General features: G+C 46.1%; 25 protein-coding genes and 1 pseudogene. 7 read left to right on the plus strand and 19 right to left on the minus strand.

Going from position 1 to position 22,556, the window contains the following annotated elements; translation table 11 throughout:
- Positions 1-168 precede the first annotated feature (168 nt).
- Positions 169-300 (plus strand): YhzE/YjcZ family sporulation protein YuzJ, encoded by a 132-nt coding sequence (yuzJ, locus tag NSQ16_RS16840; protein ID WP_009968115.1) that lies wholly within the window; start codon positions 169-171, stop codon positions 298-300.
- A 205-nt stretch (positions 301-505) separates the two neighbouring features.
- Here the strand turns inward: yuzJ and pucE are convergent, their stop codons facing one another.
- From pucE to allC, 7 genes are all read right to left on the minus strand, one after another.
- On the minus strand, positions 506-1,027 hold the full coding sequence (pucE, locus tag NSQ16_RS16845) for a xanthine dehydrogenase subunit E (protein WP_032722466.1): 522 nt from the start codon (positions 1,025-1,027) through the stop codon (positions 506-508).
- Positions 1,018-3,255 (minus strand): xanthine dehydrogenase subunit D, encoded by a 2,238-nt coding sequence (gene pucD / locus NSQ16_RS16850; RefSeq protein ID WP_160221797.1) that lies wholly within the window; start codon positions 3,253-3,255, stop codon positions 1,018-1,020. Before pucD ends, pucE begins: the two co-directional genes overlap by 10 nt.
- Positions 3,256-4,089: a xanthine dehydrogenase subunit C gene (gene pucC, locus NSQ16_RS16855; protein WP_160221798.1), complete on the minus strand. Its 834-nt coding sequence runs from the start codon at positions 4,087-4,089 to the stop codon at positions 3,256-3,258.
- Entirely contained in the window at positions 4,086-4,703 is a 618-nt protein-coding gene (pucB, locus tag NSQ16_RS16860) for a xanthine dehydrogenase accessory protein PucB (RefSeq protein WP_038427899.1), read from the minus strand. Before pucB ends, pucC begins: the two co-directional genes overlap by 4 nt.
- Positions 4,700-5,692 carry an XdhC family protein gene (locus NSQ16_RS16865; RefSeq protein WP_160221799.1) on the minus strand — a complete coding sequence of 331 codons (993 nt, stop codon included), beginning with the start codon at positions 5,690-5,692 and terminating at the stop codon, positions 4,700-4,702. The genes pucB and NSQ16_RS16865 overlap by 4 nt, the downstream gene beginning before the upstream one ends.
- Positions 5,693-5,920: 228 nt before the next feature.
- Positions 5,921-7,171: a (S)-ureidoglycine--glyoxylate transaminase gene (pucG, locus tag NSQ16_RS16870; protein WP_160221800.1), complete on the minus strand. Its 1,251-nt coding sequence runs from the start codon at positions 7,169-7,171 to the stop codon at positions 5,921-5,923.
- Between the two features lie 16 nt (positions 7,172-7,187).
- Positions 7,188-8,426 carry an allantoate deiminase gene (gene allC / locus NSQ16_RS16875; RefSeq protein WP_160221801.1) on the minus strand — a complete coding sequence of 413 codons (1,239 nt, stop codon included), beginning with the start codon at positions 8,424-8,426 and terminating at the stop codon, positions 7,188-7,190.
- 224 nt (positions 8,427-8,650) lie between these two features.
- On the opposite strand from allC, the pseudogene NSQ16_RS16880 reads away from it, so the two are divergent.
- A pseudogene (locus NSQ16_RS16880) lies at positions 8,651-8,770 on the plus strand (hypothetical protein); the annotation flags it as partial.
- Positions 8,771-8,851: 81 nt separating this feature from the next.
- Positions 8,852-9,718: an endonuclease I family protein gene (locus tag NSQ16_RS16885; RefSeq protein ID WP_014480775.1), complete on the plus strand. Its 867-nt coding sequence runs from the start codon at positions 8,852-8,854 to the stop codon at positions 9,716-9,718.
- A gap of 33 nt (positions 9,719-9,751) precedes the next feature.
- Here NSQ16_RS16885 and ugpC read toward each other — a convergent pair whose 3' ends face one another.
- On the minus strand, positions 9,752-10,855 hold the full coding sequence (gene ugpC / locus NSQ16_RS16890) for a sn-glycerol-3-phosphate ABC transporter ATP-binding protein UgpC (RefSeq protein WP_160221802.1): 1,104 nt from the start codon (positions 10,853-10,855) through the stop codon (positions 9,752-9,754).
- Between the two features lie 181 nt (positions 10,856-11,036).
- Between ugpC and frlR the strand changes: the two genes are divergently transcribed.
- Positions 11,037-11,765: a transcriptional regulator FrlR gene (gene frlR, locus NSQ16_RS16895; protein WP_014480777.1), complete on the plus strand. Its 729-nt coding sequence runs from the start codon at positions 11,037-11,039 to the stop codon at positions 11,763-11,765.
- A gap of 24 nt (positions 11,766-11,789) precedes the next feature.
- Here frlR and frlD read toward each other — a convergent pair whose 3' ends face one another.
- The 7 genes from frlD to NSQ16_RS16930 form a co-directional block, all read right to left on the minus strand.
- A complete protein-coding gene (gene frlD / locus NSQ16_RS16900) occupies positions 11,790-12,644 on the minus strand; it encodes a fructosamine kinase FrlD (protein ID WP_003228626.1) in 855 nt (284 codons plus the stop codon).
- A gap of 13 nt (positions 12,645-12,657) precedes the next feature.
- Entirely contained in the window at positions 12,658-13,560 is a 903-nt protein-coding gene (locus NSQ16_RS16905) for a carbohydrate ABC transporter permease (protein ID WP_003228625.1), read from the minus strand.
- 3 nt (positions 13,561-13,563) lie between these two features.
- Entirely contained in the window at positions 13,564-14,442 is an 879-nt protein-coding gene (locus NSQ16_RS16910) for a sugar ABC transporter permease (RefSeq protein WP_014477910.1), read from the minus strand.
- Between the two features lie 57 nt (positions 14,443-14,499).
- The gene (locus NSQ16_RS16915; RefSeq protein ID WP_230488091.1) at positions 14,500-15,768 is read right to left on the minus strand and encodes an ABC transporter substrate-binding protein; all 1,269 of its coding nucleotides are present in this window, start codon (positions 15,766-15,768) and stop codon (positions 14,500-14,502) included.
- 80 nt (positions 15,769-15,848) lie between these two features.
- A complete protein-coding gene (gene frlB / locus NSQ16_RS16920; RefSeq protein WP_015251278.1) occupies positions 15,849-16,835 on the minus strand; it encodes a fructosamine deglycase FrlB in 987 nt (328 codons plus the stop codon).
- 215 nt (positions 16,836-17,050) lie between these two features.
- Positions 17,051-17,425 carry a nucleotide excision repair endonuclease gene (locus tag NSQ16_RS16925; protein ID WP_230488090.1) on the minus strand — a complete coding sequence of 125 codons (375 nt, stop codon included), beginning with the start codon at positions 17,423-17,425 and terminating at the stop codon, positions 17,051-17,053.
- 102 nt (positions 17,426-17,527) lie between these two features.
- Positions 17,528-18,646: an FAD-binding oxidoreductase gene (locus tag NSQ16_RS16930; protein ID WP_230488089.1), complete on the minus strand. Its 1,119-nt coding sequence runs from the start codon at positions 18,644-18,646 to the stop codon at positions 17,528-17,530.
- Between the two features lie 158 nt (positions 18,647-18,804).
- On the opposite strand from NSQ16_RS16930, the gene sspG reads away from it, so the two are divergent.
- Together sspG and NSQ16_RS16940 are read left to right on the plus strand one after the other, a co-directional pair.
- The gene (gene sspG / locus NSQ16_RS16935) at positions 18,805-18,951 is read left to right on the plus strand and encodes an acid-soluble spore protein SspG (protein ID WP_003228613.1); all 147 of its coding nucleotides are present in this window, start codon (positions 18,805-18,807) and stop codon (positions 18,949-18,951) included.
- Positions 18,951-19,226 (plus strand): hypothetical protein, encoded by a 276-nt coding sequence (locus NSQ16_RS16940; RefSeq protein ID WP_003243521.1) that lies wholly within the window; start codon positions 18,951-18,953, stop codon positions 19,224-19,226. Before sspG ends, NSQ16_RS16940 begins: the two co-directional genes overlap by 1 nt.
- A gap of 63 nt (positions 19,227-19,289) precedes the next feature.
- Here the strand turns inward: NSQ16_RS16940 and glxB are convergent, their stop codons facing one another.
- Positions 19,290-19,673 carry a methylglyoxalase gene (gene glxB / locus NSQ16_RS16945; RefSeq protein ID WP_003240869.1) on the minus strand — a complete coding sequence of 128 codons (384 nt, stop codon included), beginning with the start codon at positions 19,671-19,673 and terminating at the stop codon, positions 19,290-19,292.
- A gap of 109 nt (positions 19,674-19,782) precedes the next feature.
- Positions 19,783-20,061: a metalloregulator ArsR/SmtB family transcription factor gene (locus NSQ16_RS16950; RefSeq protein WP_009968126.1), complete on the minus strand. Its 279-nt coding sequence runs from the start codon at positions 20,059-20,061 to the stop codon at positions 19,783-19,785.
- Between the two features lie 289 nt (positions 20,062-20,350).
- Here NSQ16_RS16950 and NSQ16_RS16955 point away from each other — a divergent pair, with 289 nt between their 5' ends.
- Positions 20,351-21,703 carry an IS1182 family transposase gene (locus tag NSQ16_RS16955; RefSeq protein ID WP_230488785.1) on the plus strand — a complete coding sequence of 451 codons (1,353 nt, stop codon included), beginning with the start codon at positions 20,351-20,353 and terminating at the stop codon, positions 21,701-21,703.
- Between the two features lie 449 nt (positions 21,704-22,152).
- Here the strand turns inward: NSQ16_RS16955 and NSQ16_RS16960 are convergent, their stop codons facing one another.
- Positions 22,153-22,308, minus strand: a complete 156-nt coding sequence (locus NSQ16_RS16960) for a hypothetical protein (protein ID WP_230488680.1) — start codon at positions 22,306-22,308, stop codon at positions 22,153-22,155.
- Between the two features lie 18 nt (positions 22,309-22,326).
- Positions 22,327-22,500: a hypothetical protein gene (locus NSQ16_RS16965; RefSeq protein ID WP_230488679.1), complete on the minus strand. Its 174-nt coding sequence runs from the start codon at positions 22,498-22,500 to the stop codon at positions 22,327-22,329.
- Positions 22,501-22,556 lie beyond the last annotated feature (56 nt).

The raw sequence follows: 22,556 nt of genomic DNA on the forward strand, positions 1-22,556 counted from the left end.
TCTCGAAAAAATACTCTGAAGACAATTGCTGCGTTTTTAATAGTTTTGATAACGCGTTCTCTCTTACACCTTTAGACAAAATATTCATTTTTTCTTTTTTAGACTTAAATCTATGTCGAAAATGATCGTTGGCATATCTTATACTATCTCCACTAAGGAGGTGACATTATGGGATTCTACAATTCTGGTGGATACAGTGGAAACTCTGGTTACTCAAACGGTTTCGGGAGCTCCTTCGCTTTGATCGTGGTGCTATTCATTTTGTTGATCATTGTTGGAGCAGCTATCTTTAATTATTAAGTTTAACTTTCCTTGCCTCCGCCGTATCCAACACCTCCCTGTCCGACAGACGCCATAAGAAGTTTTTATGGCGTCTTTGCTATGTGCTCACTAATCTTTTTGTAATTCAGAAGCTGTCAAGTTCTACGAGATTTATCGTGTGTTTTCCCACAACGCTTCTGCGTCTTGATCGCGCTGTCTGACTGAGGCTAAAAAAGTCCGGCTTTTAAAAGCCGGACTCCCGTCTACCCCCGTTCAACTCTCTTCTAATCCTGCAAGCTGACCGCATAATCCCGCCATACCCGGTACACCGGCACAAATTCCCCGCCAGCCCTTCTTCTATATCTTCGTCAGAAGGTTGAGGGGTTTCCCGAAACAGTGCTTTAAGCGCAATTATCATTCCTGGGGTACAGTAGCCGCATTGGAAGCCTCCTTCTTCCAAAAAAGCGGTTTGGCAGATATCCAGTTCCTCTTTTTGTACGCCCTCGATTGTTGTAATGGAGTGGCCGTCCACTTGATAAGCCATGGTCATACACGCATTGGCCAGTTTTCCGTCGATTAAAATAGAGCAGGCTCCGCAGCGGCCGATTCCGCAGGACACCTTTGTCCCGGTCAGCTGAAATTCCTTTCTAAGCAGGTCACTCAGATGTGTCGTAGGAACGGCAGCAACCTCCCACTCCTGCCCATTCACGGTCATCCGGAACTGTTCCTTTTTTACAGGAAATGGCCCGGCCTCTTTTACGTCCATTGCTTCAGCCCCTTTCTGTCGATCGCTTCAAGCAGCTCTTCTCTTGAAATTGGCAGCTTGTTTATCCAGCATCCGACCGCATCATGTACTGCCTTTACAATCGCCGGAGTGATGGCGATTGTTCCGATTTCGCCAACACCGCGCGGTCCATATGCATCACCCTTCATTAGTTCTTCTATTGCGATCACCTTCATGTCAGGAACGTCTTTGACTCCAGGGATCAAATAGTGATCTAGATTTTCTGCGGCATAACGGCCGTCCGTCATTTTCGCTTCCTCCATCAGTGTGTAGCCGAGTGCCATGGCAGCGCCGCCTTCAATTTGACCTCGATATCCCTGCGGACTGACAACCGGACCTGCCGCAATAGCGTGCTCACAATCTATCAATTTGACATCGCCTGTTAACAGATCTACCTCCACCTCAACGGCAGCCGCTCCAAATGAGTAGAGGAAATGGCCGCCCACCACAGGATCAGGCGTTGTTGGAAAGTCAAAGGCCGTTTCCTCTGCCAAAGGGCCTTTTTCAGCCAGCTCCTTATACGTCACCACGAGCGCCTTTGTGTTTTTGTCACGCAAGCCTGCAGCGCCGGGAATAAGATTTTCCGCTGAACAGCCGTTCCATTCTGCCGCCCGTTTTTTCAACTGGGCTAGAAACGGCTTCTTCAAACGCTGGATCGCGTGCCACACCATGCTTGTGCCGCGGGATGCTGTGGAGGAGCCTGACTTCGGCACTTTTGCGGTATCCCCAATAACAATGGAAATATCTTCTGCGGCACAACCTAGCTCCTCCATGACAATCTGTTCAATCGCTGCTAGAATCCCCTGTCCGCATTCTTCAAATCCGAACGATGCTGTGATTTTGCCTTCACTCGAAAGGGACAAACGGCCTCCTGCCGCATCCATTCGGCCATACCCCAGCCCGCCGCCGTGCATTGTAATTGCCGCTCCCGTGCCTCTTTGCAGATACCCGCAGTTCCGGCTGGTTCTTGTAAGAATGGGAGATTTAGATATGGCATTCAACACCTGTGCCGCTCCGTCAGTTGGTGCAATTCGATGCTCAAGCGGCCCCAAGTCATGCGGTTTTCTGATATTTTTTCTTCTCAGCTCGAGCGGGTCGATGCCGAGCATGCCGCTGAGACGATCGAGATGGGTTTCGAGTGCAAATGTGATTTGGTTGCCGCCAAAACCCCGAAATTCCCCCGCCACCCCGTTGTTCGTAAATACTGATATTCCTTCAGTCCGGATATTCGGAATACGGTACGGCCCCGCGGCATGCTCGACAGAAAAATCAAGAACAGCCGGTCCGAGCGTAGCATATGCGCCTGTGTCCGCCACAATTTTCACGTCATGCGCCAATAGATTTCCCGAATGATCCGCACCCGTTTTTATCGTAATCTTCATCGGATGGCGCTTAATGCCAGACCGTACAGATTCCTTTCGTGTCTGATGGATTTTGACAGGACGTCCACTTTTCAGTGACAAAAGCGCGACATACGGCTGAATATTCAGCTCATCCTTCCCTCCGAACGAGCCGCCCATCGGACTTGACACAATCCTGATCTTCTCTTCAGGAATGTCAAAAATACGGGCAAGCTGGAAACGGTCTTTATAGCCGTGCTGGGTTCCTGCATACATCGTAAACCCCCCGTCGTCTTCCGGAACGGCTACGCCTCCCTCCGTTTCCATATACGTATGCATCTGCCGCGGCAGCTCATAGGTTTCTTCAAGGACTGTGTCAGATGCTTGAAACCCTTCTTCCACATCGCCGTTTGAAAAAAACGCGCGGTGCAGGATATTCCCGTCCTCATGCAGTCTTTGCGCATTCAACCGAAGCGCTTTTTCTGGTGAATCCATGACTTCCAGCTCTTTATACTCAACTCGAATCAGCTCCAGCGCCGCTTCCGCGATTTCTTCCGTTTCCGCAGCAACTGCGGCGATCGCATCCCCGACATACCGCACCCTGTCCTCACATAAAACCGGCTGATCAGGGATGACAATGCCAAATCGGTTTAAGCCGGGAACGTCTTTATGTGTGACGACGGCTTGTACGCCTTCCATTTTCTCAGCTTTTATGGTGCAAATCGACACAATCTCTGCATGAGGATAAGCACTTCTCAGCACCTTGCCATACAGCATTCCTGGAAAGCTGAGATCGGTCATATATTTCAATTCCCCTGTGACCTTACCCCTTCCATCCGGCCTGACTCTTGACGGTTTGTTGATGATCATTTATTCCCCTCCCTCAGCCATCAACTCTGCCATGATGACGTTGGCAGCAGCTTTTTTTCTGTATGCCGCTGACATAAAAGCATCTGAGGAAAACGGCAGCTCATGGATAAGTGTTTTGTACAGATCATGCGAGTCCCCTCCTGGTGCCATCCATTTCGCTTCGCTGTCCAATAATCTCCTAGGAGTGATATCGGCATGGCCAGCGGCGAGGCGAATGCCGCCGTCTTTCAAAAAACGTCCAGCTGCAACAGCAACCGCTCCTGTAAAAGCCTGACGCCTTCCAAGCTTGTGATAAAATACACGCTCTCCCTCCGCCCGCGGGATGATGACACGCGTGACGATAGCCGTTCTAAAGTCTTCCTCAATGAGCCAAGCGCCAAGCGGCAGCCTGATTAGCTTCTTTTGATATACGATAAGATCAGCATCAAGCACAAGCAGAAGCGGAATGAAATCACCGATTTTACTCGCTATGTTGCCGCCAATCGTGGCACGGCTGCGGATTCCCGGTGCGGCGACAGCGGAAGCAGCGTCACTGAAACAGCCAAGCGTGCTCTTGATCAAAGGGTTCTTTCTGCATTCACTCAGTGATGTGAGCGCCCCGATCGACACGTGGGTGTCACTGGCGCTGATCCCTCGCATCTCGTCAATCCCTTCAAGGCTGACAAGGTGCTGTTTCGGTAGAGTTCCTTTGTCCCACTGAAGCTGAAGCAGCGTGCTTCCCGATGCGGCACACACATCCGGAGCAAGCTTCTCTAAAAGCGAATAGGCCTCATCAAGCGCTGCCGGCCTCCATAATTGAATATTCATCCTTGCTTTTGTCACTTGGCCGTTCAAGCCATCGCCCTCCTTACCATGTCATATTCCTCGGGTGTATCAATATCGTCCAACTCGCCGCTATCCTTTGCCTCCAAAACCGCTCCTGCTCCAAGCTGTCCGCTTTTCAGGAGCCTGCGAGCCCCTTCATCTCCCGTTAACCCCTTTACATAAGGAAAACAAGCCGACGAGAAGTAGATTGGCGGGGTGAACGCCCCTAAAAACGATGACACGGCAAATGGCTCAGGGGCCAGTGCCACAAGGGCATTGAGATGATCGACGGAAAGCTGAGGCTGGTCGGCTAACAAAATGACAACGCCGTCCGCCCCCATGCTTTCTGCTTTTCTCACCCCGCTGCTGACTGAATGCCCCTGACCCTTTTCTGCGTCTTGGCAAACGTGCAGGCTCCAGCGTTTTTGAAAAGGCGGAGCGTGATACGGCGCTCCTATCCACTCAAGGGAGGCATGTTCTGTCCGCTCGACGACCAGCACGTGATCAAGGCGGGACGACAGAGCAGTTTTCAAGGAAAGTGAGCCTATGTTTTCTCCTTTTAGCGGCAAAGCCAGCTTGTTTTGGCCCATTCTTCTGCTTTTGCCGGCAGCGAGAAACACGCCGATCAGATAGGGGCTTCTCATACAACCGCCACCCGTTTTCTTGTTTGAATAATTTCTGCAACTACACTTACCGCAATTTCCTCGGGACCTTCCGCACCGATTTTCAGCCCGACCGGACTGTAAAAGTGAGACGGAGGATGTTTTCCGCTCAGCAGCCGTTTCGTGCGGTTTGCCGAACCCAACAGTCCAATATAATGGAGGTTTTGAGAAAATAAGAAGTTGATGATCGTTTGATCGTGCTGATAATGATGGGTTGCCACAACAGCTGCATCATGTGGAAAAAATTGAAATTCGCTAAGCATTTGTTCCGGAAAAGCGGTGATCAGCTGATCCGCTTTTGGAAAAAGAGAGGATGTACAATAAGCGGGCCGCCAATCCGTCACGATAACAGAAAAACCTGTGTCAGCCGCCAAATTGGCCAGCGGTACAGTATCCGGTCCCGCCCCAAACAGAATGAGGCGCGGCTTCGGTTCAATTCGCTGAATAAACATGTTAGTGGGTGGATCGAAATGCGGTAAATGAAGCGTTGAAACAGTACGTTGAATAGCTTGCAGAGGCGCGTCCGGCCAGTTGCCAAAATGCCCGTTCTCCGTCAGAAATAAATAATGGGAGGATTCAATCTTTATAACAGAAGTGACAGCTTTGCCTGAATGAAGGCAGTCTCTCACTTTCTCATAGTGCCGCCTTTTTTCCTGAGTGATTCGCTCTGCATGAACATGAATAATGCCATTGCACCCGGCTCCCATGCCCCAAGAAAGATCGTCCTCTGACCTCATGTCGTAGGGAATCAGCGTTGGTGTGAGCTGATCGCCCAGCGCACTGATTCTTTGGAATACATCTTCTTCCACACACCCGCCGCTCAGCAAGCCAATCCGTCTGCCATTTTTCTTAAAGAGCATAGAGGCGCCTGCTTTTCGATACGCGGAGCCTTCCACTTGAACAATTGTCGCCAGTACAGCCTCCTCCTGGTCTTCCAGGAGCGCATCTAACATCGTGTGAAAATTCCCCAATGCCGCATCCTCCTCTCGAAAATTGCCGTGAGAAACAACTAGTTCAGCGTGATTTTATAGGTAACTTGTATAAAGAATAGACGATGGAAGAAAAAATGACTCATGATTTGTCAGAAAATGAAACACATAGAAAGAGGATTTGTAAAAAGAGTCAAACGAAGAAAATCAGATTGGAGAAAACACGAAATCATATCGTTAAAAAGCTTGCGGAGTTCCGCAAGCTTTTCTTTACACCGCTGCCTGGCGGCCAGCGTTTTCATACACATCCAGCGCTGCTTGGAGCGCTTTTCCTGCTTCGATTCCTGCGTTATGTCTGAGAAGCACAGCCTCTAACCCGGCAAGCACGAATAGGACGTTTTCTTTTCTGCAGCTGTACCCCATCGTGCCGATCCTCCAGATCTTCCCTGCAAGCGGGCCGAATGAGCTGGCGATTTCAATGCCGAATTGTGCCAGCAGCATGTCACGGACAGACTCGCCGTCAATGCCGCCGGGAATTTCGACACAGGTGACAACAGGCATTTTGCAGCTGTCATCTCCAAACAATCTTAGCCCCATTGCCTTTATCCCTGCTGCTAATGCGGCTTCATGGTGCCGATGCCGCTCGAAACGCGTCTCAAGACCTTCTTCAAGCACCAGTCTGACTCCCTCACGTAAGGCGTACAGCATCGTCGTCGCTTCTGTATGATGATTGAGCCGTCTTTCGCTCCAATAATCCTCAAGCTGGCTCAAATCAAAGTAGTTGCTTGTAATTGGCCGATTTCCCGAAAGTGCTGCCCTGTCAGCTTGTGTCGCAATCCCGCGTTCCACCTTTTTGCGAGCTGCAATCACGTCCGCCACCCGCTCATTATATGTAATCGGCGCCATTCCTGAAGGCACAGACAAACATTTTTGCGTTCCGCCGATGGCAGCGTCAATCTTCCATTCATCGACTTTAACCTCGCAGCCCCCAATCGTTGCGACTGCATCGACGATAAACAATGCATCCTCGGTGCGGCAGGCTTCGCCGATGGCTTTCAGCTGGTGAATCCGTCCTGTCGATGTTTCTCCATGCACCATGGCCACAATTTTCGGCTTCACTTTTTTTATCTCCCGTATAATGTCCTCCGGGTCAAAAACCGTTCCCCATTCGCACTCCAGCATATGAACATTTGCCCCATATCGCTCGGCGATTTCAGTCAGCAAATAACCGAAACGGCCGTAAATGGGAATGAGCACATCATCTTCCGGCTCTATCACACTAGCCAGCACTGCTTCAATTCCCGCCCGTGAAGTGCCGTCAATCGGGTATGCCCAGCGGTTTTTTGTTTGGAACAGCTCCCGAAGCATCTCCATCGTTTCATTCATAATACCTGTAAACGCCGGATCAAATTGGCCGACAACCGGGGTGCTCATTACTCTTAATACACGCGGATCAACCTCAACAGGCCCCGGCGTCATAATCGTTCTTAACGGGGTGCATAATTCTCTTCTGCCTGACACAGCCATTCCTCCTTTATCAGTAAGCCAGTTTGTATAATAAATCAGTCAGTGCGCGGACGCCGATCTCAAGCTGTCTGGCTGACGTATATTCCTTCGGTGAGTGGCTGACGCCGCCTCGGCTCGGCACAAACAGCATACAAGCAGGATAGCGCCTTCCGATCATTTGCGCGTCATGGCCTGCTCCGCTCACCATTTCCTCACAGCTGAAGCCGTTTTCTAATGCTGTTTCAAAAGCCGCAGCCTTCAGCCTTTCGTCCATCGGCACAGGCTCTATCCGCATATATTCATCAATCACGGCGCGAATTCCTTTTTGTAGGCAAATGCCGTTGATCAAAGCAACCATGTCTTGATGAAACTGTTCCAGCACATGCTGATGCTGATGGCGAATATCGATTGAAAACTGGACGCGGCCCGGTATGACATTGGCTACATTGGGCTCTGCCGTTATTTTTCCGCATGTCAGACGGAGCTCCTCCGGCAGTTCCTCCGACCGCAGCAACAGCTCATGAATGATACGGCTGCTGGCTGCGAGCGGGTCCTTGCGCCATTTCATGGAGGTGGTTCCCGCATGATTGCATTCACCCTCCAGCGTGACGAGATAGCGCCTCTGCCCCGCAATGCTTGTCACAATCCCGAGATCCCGTCCTGACATTTCCAATGTCTGTCCCTGTTCAATATGGAGCTCAACAAAAGCGCTGATATCTGTCCGATATGCTGCCTGAAACACACCTTTGCCAAAACCGTTCTCATGCATCGCATGTTGCAGCGAGACTCCTGATTCGTCTCTTGGCTCTGCTCCATCCTGTAATGAAAAAACACCCGTCATATTCCCTGATCCCCAATAGGTCATTGGAAAACGGCTGCCCTCCTCCTCACATAAGGATACCGCTTCGAGTGTTTTTTTCGGCGATCCATATGTCTCTTTGAGCCGCTTTATCGCAAGCATTGCCGCCAGAACACCATAGGCGCCGTCGTATTTCCCCCCATTGATGACAGTATCGATATGTGAACCGGTTACAATGACTTCATCCGGAGACTGGGTGCCCGAAAGCCTTCCAAACACATTGCCGACATCGTCGAATCTTGTGTCAAGCCCGAAAGAAGACATTTCCGTTTTCACAGCAAGCTGTGCGTCCATCCACTCTTTTGTGTATAAAAGCCTCGTTACGCCGCCATCCGCAGACGCACCGTATTGGGCGAGCCATTCAATATAATCTGTGATGCTGTTTTTTACTGAAAGCTTCTGCTTTTCCATGTACTCCCCCCTCTGGCCGCTATGGTGACTTCATTATAGAAGGAGGAACATGATAGTTCATTGACAGATTAACCAAAAAAACGTTTATTTTTTAGTCACAGTATCTATCCAGCAACCAGATTCACCCTACATGTCACAACTATTTTGATGTAAAGGTCAAAAGAAAACACGGTAAGGAAGAGAGCCAGCAAGAGCGAAAGAGAGGGTCAAGCTCAGCTTGCCAGAGAGGCGATGTTTGCGGAACGGATGAAAACGGAAATGCCGGCAGCTCGCAAAAACAGGACCTAAAGATATGGGAACAGGAGATTTCCGCCTCCTCCAAAGGGACTAATTTACAATTTTAATGAAAAATATACAAAATGACACTTCTATCCTTTATTTCAATTTTAGATAATAGACATGATCTGATAAAAGGAGGGCAAGTGATGACAAAAAAAGCATGGTTTCTGCCGCTCGTCTGTGTATTACTGATTTCCGGATGGCTTGCGCCGGCAGCTTCAGCAAGCGCGCAAACCGCATTAAGCCTCAATGACCGATTGGCGTCTTCCCCTTCAGGAACAGGGAGCCTTCTCTCATTAGCCGCCCCCGCTGCACCCTATGCTGACACAGATACCTATTATGAAGGGGCTGAAGGTAAAACAGGCGACTCGCTAAAAAGCACCCTGCACCGTATTATCAGCGGACACACGATGCTGTCCTACAGCGAAGTGTGGAACGCGCTGAAAGAAACGGATGAAGACCCGAGAAATCCGAATAACGTCATCCTGCTCTATACGAATGAATCGCGGTCCAAAAACCTGAACGGCGGCAATGTCGGCGATTGGAACCGCGAGCATGTCTGGGCGAAATCCCATGGCGATTTTGGTACGAGCAAGGGACCTGGTACTGATATTCATCATTTGCGCCCAGCCGATGTTCAAGTTAACAGCGCCAGAGGAAATATGGATTTTGACAATGGCGGCACTGAATATGCGAAGGCACCCGGAAATTATTATGACGGCGATTCATGGGAGCCCCGCGATGATGTGAAAGGCGATGTTGCCCGCATGCTGTTTTACATGGCTGTCCGTTACGAGGGTGATGACGGCTATCCTGATCTTGAGCTTAATGATAAGACAGGCAACGGCTCAGCTCCTTATCATGGCAAACAATCTGTCCTGCTCGAATGGAATAAGCAGGATCCGGTTGACGACCGCGAGCGGAAAAGAAATGAAATCATTTATGAAAAATATCAGCACAACCGCAATCCATTTATCGACCACCCTGAATGGGCGGATGAGATTTGGCCGTAAGAAAAAGGTGCTCCTTTTGAGGAGCACCTTTTTCTAATACACAGCCTCTTCCGTTTCCGCATCGAAAAAGACGACGTGGTCCATTTTCACTGAGAGCTGGATTGAATCGCCTGCATCGATTCGCGTGTTTCCGTCCAGGCGGACCTTGAGCCGCTCGTCCCCAGCCATGACATGCACTATGAGCTCCGAGCCCAGATTTTCATTCACTTCCACGTTCGCTTGAAACACTGAATCAAACAACTGGTCATTTCCTGTCATTTGTGTGATGTGCTCCGGCCGTACACCGGCAATCATCTGTTCTCCGGCATATCCCTTTTCCTTCAGCCGCTTTGCTTTTTCTTCAGGAATATGAAGCCGGATCGAAGAATTTGTGAAAAACAGCTCGCCATGCTGCTGTTCTATAATGCCTTTCAAAAAGTTCATTCCGGGAGAGCCAATGAAGCCTGCGACAAACAAATTGGCCGGGTAATGATAAATGTCATGAGGTTTCGCCACTTGCTTAATTTCCCCTTCATTCATGACGACAATCCGATCTCCCATTGTCATTGCTTCGGTCTGGTCATGCGTGACATAAATGATCGTTGCCTCTAATCGCTGGTGCAGCTTGCTGATTTCTGTCCGCATCGTCACTCTTAGTTTTGCATCCAGATTAGAAAGCGGCTCGTCCATTAAAAAGACCTTCGGCTCCCTCACAATCGACCTGCCAAGCGCCACCCTTTGCCGCTGCCCGCCGGAGAGCGCCTTCGGTTTTCTCTTCAGCAAATGTTCAATTTCTAAAATTCTGGCTGCCGCATGAACCCGCTCGGCAATTTCATGTTTCGCCATCTTTCTGAGCTTTAATCCAAACGCCATATTATCAAAAACCGTCATATGCGGATAAAGCGCATAGTTCTGGAATACCATCGCAATATCACGTTCTTTCGGCGGAAGATCATTGACCCGCTCCCCATCAATAAGAAGATTTCCTTCAGAAATGCTTTCTAATCCAGCCACCATCCGCAGCGTTGTTGATTTTCCGCATCCTGACGGCCCCACCAGCACCAAAAGCTCCTTATCCTTTACATCTAAATCAAAGTCCTTCACGGTTAATTGTGAGTGATATGATTTTTTGACGTGTTCAAATGTTAATGAAGCCATCAGAAAAGTCCCCCTATCTTTTGACCCGTTATTTCGTCACTGGAAACAACTTGGTCTTTCTGTTATTTTTAGAGTAATCGATTCCCATTTTTGCTATATTTCTAAAATAAAAAATGTAAATTTGTATTATAACGTCATAATACATTATAATATAAATAATAGGTTAAAAGGAGGCTACCCTTTGTTAAACAACGGAAGTTCTACACCTTTATACATTCAGCTAAAACAAATCATCACTGATGACATCAAAAAGGGCGTGTATTCCCCAACCGCCAAGCTGCCTACCGAAAACGAGCTTTGCACCAAGTATAACGTCAGCCGCATCACCGTCAGGAAAGCCATTCTCGATTTAGTCGAAGAAGGCTATCTGATCAGGCAGCAGGGAAAGGGAACGTTCGTTAAAAGCCCTAAATTAAAACGAGAGCTGATCGCTGTAAACGGCTACTCGGAATTTATGGAATCAACCGGCAAAAAACCGAAGCATCATGTGCTGTCCCATGACATCATTCCAGCGTCAAAACCCATCGCAGAAAAGCTTCAAATCCATCCCGAGAGCCCTGTCGTTGAATTAAAACGGATTTTATATAATGATGATCAGCCTCTCACCTTTGAAGTGACGCATTATCCGCTTGATTTGTTTCCCGGCATTGATACCTTTATTGCTGACGGCGTCTCCATGCATGATATTTTGAAACAGCAATACAAAGTTGTACCCACGCACAATACGAAGCTATTAAACGTTGTATATGCCCAACAGGAGGAAAGCAAATACCTGGATTGTGATATCGGGGATGCGCTGTTTGAAATTGATAAAACGGCTTTTACATCAAACGACCAGCCAATCTATTGCTCATTGTTTTTGATGCACACAAACCGTGTCACTTTTACCATCAACAGCCCCTACACATAACAGGCATAAAAAACGAGACACTGCTTATAGTATTCTCGTTTTTTCACTGCTTCCCCCGTCCTCCAAGCGATAAGGATAGCCATAGCCGAAAGCTCCGTACACACCGCATGTTTTCGCAGCCGTTTCAGCAGCCTGGCGCAAAGCATACGTTATATCCTGCTTCACGCAAAAGGCAGTCAAAAAGCCTGCTATAAAAGAATCTCCCGCTCCAAGTGTATCTATTATATCAGCTTCCACAATCGGCTGATGATAGACTCGATCACCCGCAGACAGGATTGCTCCTTGGCCCCCTCGGGTCATACAAACCATTTTGGCTCCGTACCCATGAGCTGTTTTGGCAAGCTCACCGCATTCCGACTCACTCAAATCGCTTCCTGAAAAAAACGCATACGTCACATAAGGACAGACCCTCCTCAAATAATCATCCTCCCGATTGGTTGAAAAATCAAATGAGACAGGGACAAGCCCGCACAGCTGCGGAAGATCGTTCTCAAGCCTGCTGTACACGCTCGTATGCAGCAGATCATGCCCGCTGATAAAAGATACATCTTTCTCCTGAAACGCGAGGCGAAGCCGGGACTGAATGCCGCCTTTATTTGATCTGACAAAAATGCGGTCCCCCTGTTCATCAAGGGTGACAATCGCCATCCCGTTTTCTCCGTGCGCCTGGCGGATATAATCTGCATTGACCTGCTCCAGCTTGAGAACGTTCAACAGATGCGCCGCGGCTTCGTCATTGCCGACGATTCCGATATAGGAAGACTCATGCCCGAGCCGCTTGGCAAGCACAGCAACGTTTAAGGCATTTCCTCCCGGGTAGAATGTTTCTTGATCCTGGTAATAATCTACAACATTATCTCCAACCGCAATCAATTTCATAGTGCTTCCTCCTTTATCCTTTTACACTGCCGCTTGCAATCCCGCGGACAAAATATTTCTGCATCAATAAAAATAGAATAATAATCGGCGCGGCTGAAATCGTTAACCCCGCCAGCAGGACGCCCCAGTCTGTCTGCAGCGCGTCTCTGAACTGCATCAGCCCGGCTGGAATGGTCCGCAAATTCTCATCATCTATGAAAATAATCGCAAACATAAACTCATTCCATGTATGGTAAGCCGTCAAAATGCCGGATGTCACCAAAATTGGCACGCTCATTGGTAAGAAAATTCTGAAAAATACTCCAAAACTTGTACACCCATCCAAATAGGCCGCCTCCTCCAATTCTTTGGAAATAGAAAGAAAATAAGAGCGGATCAAAATGATGGTGAATGGGATCCGATAAGCCGCATACGGCAGGATTAACGCCCAATACGTATTGTACAGGCCAAGCGACTGAATAATAGAATAAAGCGGCACAAGACTGACCTGCGGCGTCAGCATCAATCCGCCAAGACATAGCACCAAAAAGAATCCTTTTCCTTTAAACTCAAACCGGGAAAGGCCATACGCTGCCCATGCACTGATAAAGACAGTGATCACACACGTCAGCGCCGTAACGATGACACTGTTCATAAAATAAGAAGAAATCCCCTGGTTCCAGGCGGAAACAAAATTTTCCGGATGCCACGAAGACGGCAGCGACCAGCTGTGCTCAAAAATATCGTCAGAGTTTTTAAAGGCGCTCATCACCATCCAGAGAAGCGGATAGGCAATCGCAATCAGATAAAGAAACAGAAAAACCCACACAGACGTTTCTCCGATATACCATTTTCGTCTAGGCTTATCTTTAACCTCAATGTGCTGGTCAGGCACAGGCTCCAATCTGAACGAATCTGTCTTCTTCTGAGGCAGCATCAGTTACTCCTCCTTTCCGGTTTTAAAGAACTTCATTTGCATGAGCGATAATGCAAGCGTAATGATTAACACGACAGTGGCAATCGCTGAGGCGTAGCCCATCATATCCTTTGTAAAGGCGCTTTTATATAAAAACGTGCTCAAGACTTCTGACGCGTTTCCCGGCCCGCCGCCTGTCAAAATGTACGGCTCATTAAAGACCGTAAAGGCCCCGGTCAGCGTCATGACCACCGCAACAAAAGACATCTCTTTCGTCTGGGGAACAGTAATATGAAAAAACTGCTGAATTTTACCCGCGCCGTCAAGCCGGGCCGCTTCATACAGTTCATCCGGTATTTTTTGAATCGACACGATGTACAGCATCGCAATATAACCGACAGATTGCCACTGGGACACAAAAATGACAGAAAGCATAGCTGTGCTGTCATCCCCGAGCCAGGCCCTCGTCAGCTGATCAAGACCGATGGCCTGAAGCAGCTGATTCAAAAGCCCTGTCTCCGGATTGTAAATAAAATCAAACAAAAGCGCGATCACCGTCATTGAGATGACAACCGGCAAAAAGAAAACGGTACGAAAAAACGGCGACCATTTTCTGACCAGCTTATCCTCAAGCACCGCCGCCAAAATCAAACCGCCAAATACCTGGCATACAATTGAGATCACTGCATAAAGCACATTATTGGTCAGTGCCTGATAAAAGACAGGATCATGAAATAATTCAACATAGTTTTTTAAGCCGATAAACGTTTTTTCCGGAGAAAATGAGCTCCACTGAAACAGGCTGAGGAATACATTCTCAAAAATCGGGATATAAACGAAAAGTAAAAAAACGAGAGCGGGCACCAAAAACAAATAGGGGATTATTTTATTCTGATTGACCAAGGGTATCTCATCTCCTTTATAAAAAGAAAAGGTGCGAAGCTTCACCTTTTCTTTGATTTATTCAGCTGACGCCCTCACCTGCTTTGCTGCCTTTTGAACGGCTTTCATCACCTGCTGCGGTGTCATGTCGCCGCCAAGCATTTGCTGGACGCCTGTTAGGTACGCATCTGCGACTTCAACATCGACATCCATATCAAACCATGGAACCATTGATTTGGCATCAACAATATGCTGAACGGCTTCACGCTGAATAGCTGTTGCATTTTCTTCAGTAGCCGTACCTTGCACTGCACTGTATTTCCCGACATCTTTCACGAGCTTTTCGCCCATTTTTTTCGACGTCAAGAACTGCAAAAATTCCATTGCTTCCTTCGGATGTTTTGTTCTTGAGGAAATCATGAATCCTTCCGGCGCTCCCGTTAACGCTTCTGAAGATCCTTTCTGCCCGCTGATTTCAGGAAATGGGAACATCCCGAGATTAACCGGTTCAACCAGCTTGATTTCCGCTGTTTCCGCATATATCATCGCCGACTTTCCGCTCTTAAATTGCTGTCTCACATATTCGTGGTCGACGGAGTTTACATGTTTATTAAAGTAAGGCATCAGCTCTTGAAGCTTTTCAAGTGCTTTTACGTAGCCTTCATCAGTAAATTCACCCGTTTTGGCGTTATAGTCCTTGTCTCGCGTTTTTTCATCGACCATCCGCTGATTAAGCGTGCCGATATAGTGCGAGATTGTCCAAGTCGCCTTTGTTCCGAAGCTGATCGGTGTGTAGCCATGTTCTTTCAGCTTTTTTGACACATCGATTAATTCATCCCACGTCTTCGGGGGATCAAGATTCAGCTTTTGGAAAATGTCTTTATTATAGAAGAATGATTTAGCGTCCATTTGCCACGGCACGCCATATTGCTTGTTTTCATAAGTAAATGGTGTAATTTGCGATTGAACGAGCTGTGATGACCAATCGGTGTCATTTTTGTAGTAGGACGAGAGATCAAGTGCTTTATTGCCTCTGATAAATTTAAAAGCAAACTCATCGCTCCAAGAGAAGTAAATGTCAGGAGGGCTGGTAGTTCCCAGCATGACCTTAATTTTATCTTTATAGGAGTCATTTAAAACGGCTTCAATTTGAATGTCGATATCTGGGTGATCTTTTTCAAATTCTTTTACAACCTCTTCAAAATAACTTTTTTCCGGCTCCTTTGGCCATCTGTGGAAAAATTTCAATGTCACCTTTCCGTCCGCTGAACTGCTTTGGCTCGAACAGCCTGCAATGGTGAACATACTGACAGCTGCAATGATCAAGAACAACAACATTTTCTTCAAAGGGTTGGCCTCCTCTGGACATTAGACTATAATGTTATATAACATTATAGTCTAATGCATAATGGTTCCTCATTTTCAGATCAATACTCAACTTTCCACATGTATCTTCTATGAGATAAAGGATGATTTCTCGCCTCTGCCAGCTCGTCTGCATAGCTTCTCAGCACACGATTGAGAACGAGCGGAGCAAGATAGCCTTTAACTGAATCGTCAATTGCAGTGAAGTCGTAAGATGCAGCATCAAGCACAGTGAGCTTTTTGCCATACTTTTTCGAGAAGGTAAGCGCCCGCTCTTCAAGAGGTCTTGTTTCATCTAAACCGAGCAGGATGATAAACGGCACGGATTCATCAATAATTTCAAACGGTCCGTGAAAATATTCTCCGGCATGAATGGCGTGGGAATGAATCCATTGCATTTCCATGAGAATGCAGATGCTGTAGGAGTAAGCGACACCGTAGTTTGCACCGCTTGCCATGGTATAAATAATGCTTTCTTTTTCATGGGCTTTTGCAAATTGCTTGGCGTTGTCAGCTTCCTGCTTAAGGGCTTTTTCATATACAGCCTGCAATTGATCTAAGCCTTCAATTGCTTGTTGGAATTTCGTATTGTTTTCTAATACTTGCAGGGTGCCAAAAACGATTTGATACAAAACGCCATAGTTTGTATTGATCGCAAGCGCCTCATCACCCCAATCGTACTGGGCAACATATTGCGCTTCCTGCGCTAAAGGAGACTCCGGTTTAAATGTCATCGCAATCGTAAGTGCACCCTTGCCCCTTGCAAACGCAGCAGCTTTGACTGTCTCCGGGGTATTTCCCGAATGCGAGCACAAAATAACAAGAGACTTTTCACCAAGCTGAACAGGGTTGCGCTGAATAAATTCGTTGGCGCTGTAGAGGTCGGAGTTTATTGATTTTGACTCTCTGTCAAACACATACTTACTCGGATACATAATGGCAGAAGACCCTCCGCATGCGACAAAGAATACATGATCAATGGTTTTCCCTTTCAAATCCTGCAAGAAAGCTTGAACCTCACGATTTACTTTTGCTGTGGCCTGACTCAAATCCTTCACTCCCCGTTTTTATTATATAACGTTATATAACATTATATATTGTTATATTAAAGTCCGCGGGTAGGATTGTCAATATTATTTTCTGAAATTTCTCAATAATTTATTCGAATGACAGACAAAGAGTCTATATGCGAAAAAATGCCCAAATCAAAAGCCAGAACTTGACTTAAGTTCTGGCTTCGCTGTTCAAGCCGCAGACTGACGTCTTATTTAAAAAATACCTTGTCTATATTGTACTTTGAGTGCTGTGTATTGATGATATATGTTTCGTAAATCTCTCTTTCCATTGGATCATCAACTACACATACCTCGATTTTATAGACTTCATCTCTGTGATGTTTGATCGGTGAAACAGTGTCTTCGAAATGCTTCTTAATTCTCTGTCTTAACTTTCTGGCTTTACCGACAAACAGCAGCTCGTCATGAATGTTGTAAAACATAAAAATGCCGCCTTTATCCCTTGGGATCTGGTGAAAGTCGATGAATCCGTGAATCGGTTTTATCTTCGGTTCGTTATCATTAGCTGACTGCTGTCGTTCAGTGATGATGACATTCGGTGCGGGTATATCAATTTTTATCAAAATCAGTTCACGTCCTCTTTTTCATTAAAGATAAATGCTAACACATACAGAAAAGAAAAGCTAGAACAGCTTTATTATATTTGTTTGTTATGCTCTTGCTTATTATGCAAGTGCTCCGGCTGGATGATAAGGACTAAGGTCTAATTCTGTCTGCTTTCCGAGAACTAGCTTTGCGAGCTCTGCACCCAAGAACGGTCCCATCGTCAGTCCAGAAGCACCCAAACCGTTTGCAGCATATAGGCCTTGAACATTCGGCACGGCCCCTACGACCGGCAGAAAACCCGGTGTAAACGGCCTGAAGCCCACTCTTGTTTCAACTGCAGCGGCATCAGCAAGACCCGGTGCAACGGCTAACGCTTTGCTCAATACTTCGTGCTGGCCTCCGGCTGTCACACGAAGATCATCAAGGCCGGCATCGTTTTCGTGTGTGGCGCCGGCTACAATTCTGCCGTTATCAAACGAAAGAATGTACTGATCACTCGGCGGCATTACAACCGGCCACGATCCTGTATCTGCATCTGGCATTTCAAAATGCATAATCTGCGCTTTTTGAAATGACACTTGAAAATGAATGCCAAGAGGCTTCAATATCTCATTGGCCCATGCTCCCGCCGTCACAATGACCGCGTCAGCCGCAAACTGCTTTGTATCTGTTTGCACGCCGGTGACTGTTCCGTTTTCAAAAAGCAAGGACGCATTTCCTTTGATGACCGTTGCGCCGCGTTTCTCTGCAGCGCTTAAAAGCGACCGGCACAGCGCTCTTCCGTTCACACGGGCGGCACCGCTGATATGAACCGATTCATAGCCGTCAGCTAAAATCGGAAACAGCTTTTTCGTTTCACTTGCAGACAAGCGGGTAATGTCGCCGATTTCCGGCGCATCCTCCCGTCTCTTATACGCTCTTTCCTCCATTTTATCGAGTTTAGACGCGTCAGTATGAATGCTGATGGCACCGACACGTTTGTATCCTGCATCCGTTTCACCATCTTTTTCCAATTGATGGATTAAATCCTTATAGTACCGCGCTCCCTCCTTAGCAAGCTGGTACCAATCCTGATTACGGCGTTGCGAGAGCCATGGACAGACGATCCCCGCCGCCGCATCAGTCGCTTGTCCCGGCTCTTTCCGATCAATGACAGTAACGCGAGCGCCTGATTTTGCGAGATGATAAGCCGTCGACGCGCCCAGAATCCCTGCGCCGACGATGATGTACGATTTCATATGCAAACACCTTTTCTATTATAATGTCTATTCATTTTACCAAATAGAATGCTTTCCTTCGACCTTTTGCCCTAATGTGGAAAAACCGCGAAGTTCGTCCAATCTCTTTACTCTCCTATCGAATATCCTGTCACTATCAATAGAGAAAGGATGATACCATGAGCGAAAATCGTCATGAAAATGAAGAAAACAGACGCGATGCGGCAGTCGCAAAAGTCCAAAACAGCGGTAATGCAAAAGTCGTGGTCAGCGTGAATACAGATCAGGATCAGGCACAGGCGCAGTCACAAGACGGAGAAGACTAATGAACGAAAACATCATTCCTCTCAACAGACATACTCAAGAGATACCCACTACTGAATCTGTTATCAAAAACAGCGGCAACTCAGAGGTCCATATCGACATTCACATTGATACAATGCCAATTGCTTTTGCTATATTATGCTCTGCATTAGCCGCAAAGCAGATGACAAAAGAGGAATTCGATATGGCTTATACTCAATTGCGAGAGATGAACAGAGAAAATAACAGCAGATCATCTGTAAAGCAAATTATCAATCAGGAGACAGAAGAAGAGTAAAAAACCGCGGCCCCTCGGCCAGCGGTTTTTCTTCTGCATACAAAAAGGACGCGACTGAATCGGTTACTTCTGTACAATTTGAATAAGGTTACCGCATGTATCGTCGAAGACAGCTATTGTGACTTCGCCCATTTTTGTCGGTTCCATTGTAAACGTCACGCCTTTTTCCTTTAATCGGTTGTACTCTTTTTGAATATCTGCAACGCCAAACATTGTGGCCGGGAAGCCTTCGGAGAATATCTTCTTTTGATACTCCTTGGCGGCAGGATGTTCATTCGGTTCGAGTAAAAGCTCGGTTCCGTCTTGATCATCTGGAGAAACAAGCGTTATCCACCTGAATTTCCCCATGGGAACATCCTCCTTTTTTACAAACCCCAGTTTTTCTGTATAGAACTTCAGTGCCTTGTCTTGATCTTGCACGAATATACTAGTCACAATGATTTTCATATTGTTGTTGCCTCCTTTGATATTTATGGTGCATGGTACTGTGCAAACAATCCGGCTTCAAGCAAAACAAACCAACATATGTCAGAAAATCAGTGCTGGTTTTATAAAATTACTCTATCCATCCTTTCAGCAAATTTTTAAGCGGTTCGTTGTTGAATATAAGTACTCGATATTTTCCCTTTCGTTTTGATGTTACGAGTCCTGCATCCTCCAGTACAGAAAGGTGTTTAGCTATCGCCTGTCGCGTAATAGAAAGGTCGTACTTTGTAATAAGACGTATCGTAAGTTCATACAACGTCAGCTCGTTGCGTTCAGATAATTCGTCTAATATAAGCCGCCGGGTCGAATCGCCGAGTGCTTTGAATATAGCGTCTTTGTTCCCATTCATATATTGAGTATAAGCAACTCATTAGTTGCATGTCAAGTATAAGCAACTGTATGGTTGCGTGATATAGGAACTCAACCTATCCGGTGCAGATCTGAAATATTTTAATCGATAAGGACTTAAAACCATCAAAATAAAAGTGGATATGTCTCTGAAAAATAAAAGAAGACGAACTTCAAAAGTTCCTCTTCTCAGGCTGTCGAGAAAATCTCGACAGCCTTTAATTTTCCTTAAAATATCCATTCTCCTGTAATAAAATAAAAGAAAGACTTAAAAGGACGGTGTCTTTCTCATGTTCCACACAAGAAATTCTTCTCAAAACGCAGCCGAATTTGTTCTGCTTGACCAACTCATTGAAGAGGATCACCTGCTTCGGAAAATTGATCAGTACATAGACTTCTCTTTCATCATTGAAAAGGTTAAACCTTACTACAGTGAAAATAAAGGCCGCCCCTCACTTGATCCGCTTATTTTATTTAAAATGATGTTTATCGGATACCTCTATGGTATCCGTTCAGAAAGACAGCTTGAAAAAGAAATTTACTACAATATGGCATACAGATGGTTTCTCGGATTGAATATAAACGATCCAGTTCCGCACCACTCCACCATCAGCTGGAACAGACGCACACGCTTTAAAGATACTACCATCTTCCAAGACATCTTTGATGAGATCGTTCTCCAGGCCATCAATCATGACATGGTGGGCGGACGAGTCCTATTCACCGACTCCACACACCTTAAAGCCAATGCCAACAAGCATAAATACACAAGAAAAACAATTGCGCAGGATACCCAAAACTATATCAAGGATTTAAATGAAGCCATTCAAGAGGATCGGGAGGAACACGGAAAAAAGCCACTAACAGCCAAGGAGGAGGTGAAAGCTGAAAAAGAGATCCGCCACAGTACAACCGATCCGGAAAGTGGCTATCTGTATCGTGAAAACAAACCAGAAGGTTTTTTCTATTTAGATCACCGCACAACAGATATGAAATACAACATTATCACCGATGCCTACGTCACATCCGGAAATGTCCATGATTCTGTGCCTTATCTTGACCGATTAGACCACCAAATCGCACGATTTGGTTTTCAAGTAGAAGCTGTCGCCCTTGATTCTGGATATTTAACTACTCCGATCTGTAAAGGATTATCTGACCGACAAATCTTTGGTGTCATCGCACATAGACGTTATCATCCTATCCGAGGATTGTTTCCAAAATGGAAATTTCATTATGACAGTGAACAAGACAGATACATTTGTTCAAATCACCAAACACTTACATACTCAACAACTGACCGAAAAGGCTACCGGTCATTCAAATCAAATCCTGAAATATGTTCCTCATGCCCGCTGCTTGAAAACTGTACAAAATCAAAGAATCGGCAGAAAGTGATTACTCGACATGTATGGGAAGATCATAAAGAAAAGGTCAGACAAAATCGCTTGTCTGTTTCAGGAAAAAACCTCTACAAAAAAAGAAAAGAAAAAATAGAGCGAAGCTTTGCAGATTCAAAACAACTGCATGGGCTTCGCTATTGCAGGTTGAGGGGAAAACGAAATGTGAGTGAACAAGTTCTCCTCACAGCCGCATGCCAGAACATGAAGAAGATTGCCACATACCTAGCCAAGCAAGGCTAGGCATGTGGGAGCGCTTTTTCTGCATCTGAAACCTGATGAATATCTAAAGAAACAGTATAAAACAAAAAAGCTTGTAGAAAAAACATCGTTTTCTCTACAAGCTGAGAAGACGAACTTCAAAGGTTCGTCTTCTACAATCAAATTCGGCACGCCGGCCATTTTAAAATTGATAACTATCTCTAAACCCCTTGATAAACAAAGGGGTTTTCATCATTAACCGATTGACCCTTCCATTTCGAACTTGATTAATGTTGCTCGAAAAGTCATGAAATAATTTATAAAAAGGGAGGTCAAACCCCTATATAAAGGCATTTCTTCAAATAGAGTAAAATGGTTTGTAATTTCAACTTGGCACGGACTTGGCATGAACTTGGCTTGGACTTGGCACGATAAATCAATGAAATAACCGAAGGATGTCCTTATTTAGCTCGCAGTAATTGCGAGCTTTTTTAAGAAAGTTTTGAGTTGCTCTTTATCCAGGTTATCGCTATTGCTGTTCCACAACCAAGCCCTAAACCCATCAAACCATACTGGCAGTAACTTTTTTTAAGCTCACCTTTTCTAATATCTTCTCTTTCGGCTTTATCTTCTGCTGTTTTATACATATGAATTACTGTTTCGGTTCATTTTTTCATTCCATATCTAATGGTTTTTGATATATCTTTTCCTAATTCAGTTACGGGTTTTTCTGTGGATTTGTCAGTAATATCTTTCGCTGTATCTAATGCCTTTTTCCTAAATCCCTCTTTTTTCTCCTTTTTATCATCTAATGAAACCACATTTTCACTATTGCCCACATTTTCATCCCCTTTCTATTATTCATAAGTATATTTATACTACGTTCGCTTTTGAT

It is taken from the genome of Bacillus sp. PS108 (assembly GCF_037963335.1).
In the GTDB taxonomy this organism is placed as follows: domain Bacteria; phylum Bacillota; class Bacilli; order Bacillales; family Bacillaceae; genus Bacillus; species Bacillus subtilis.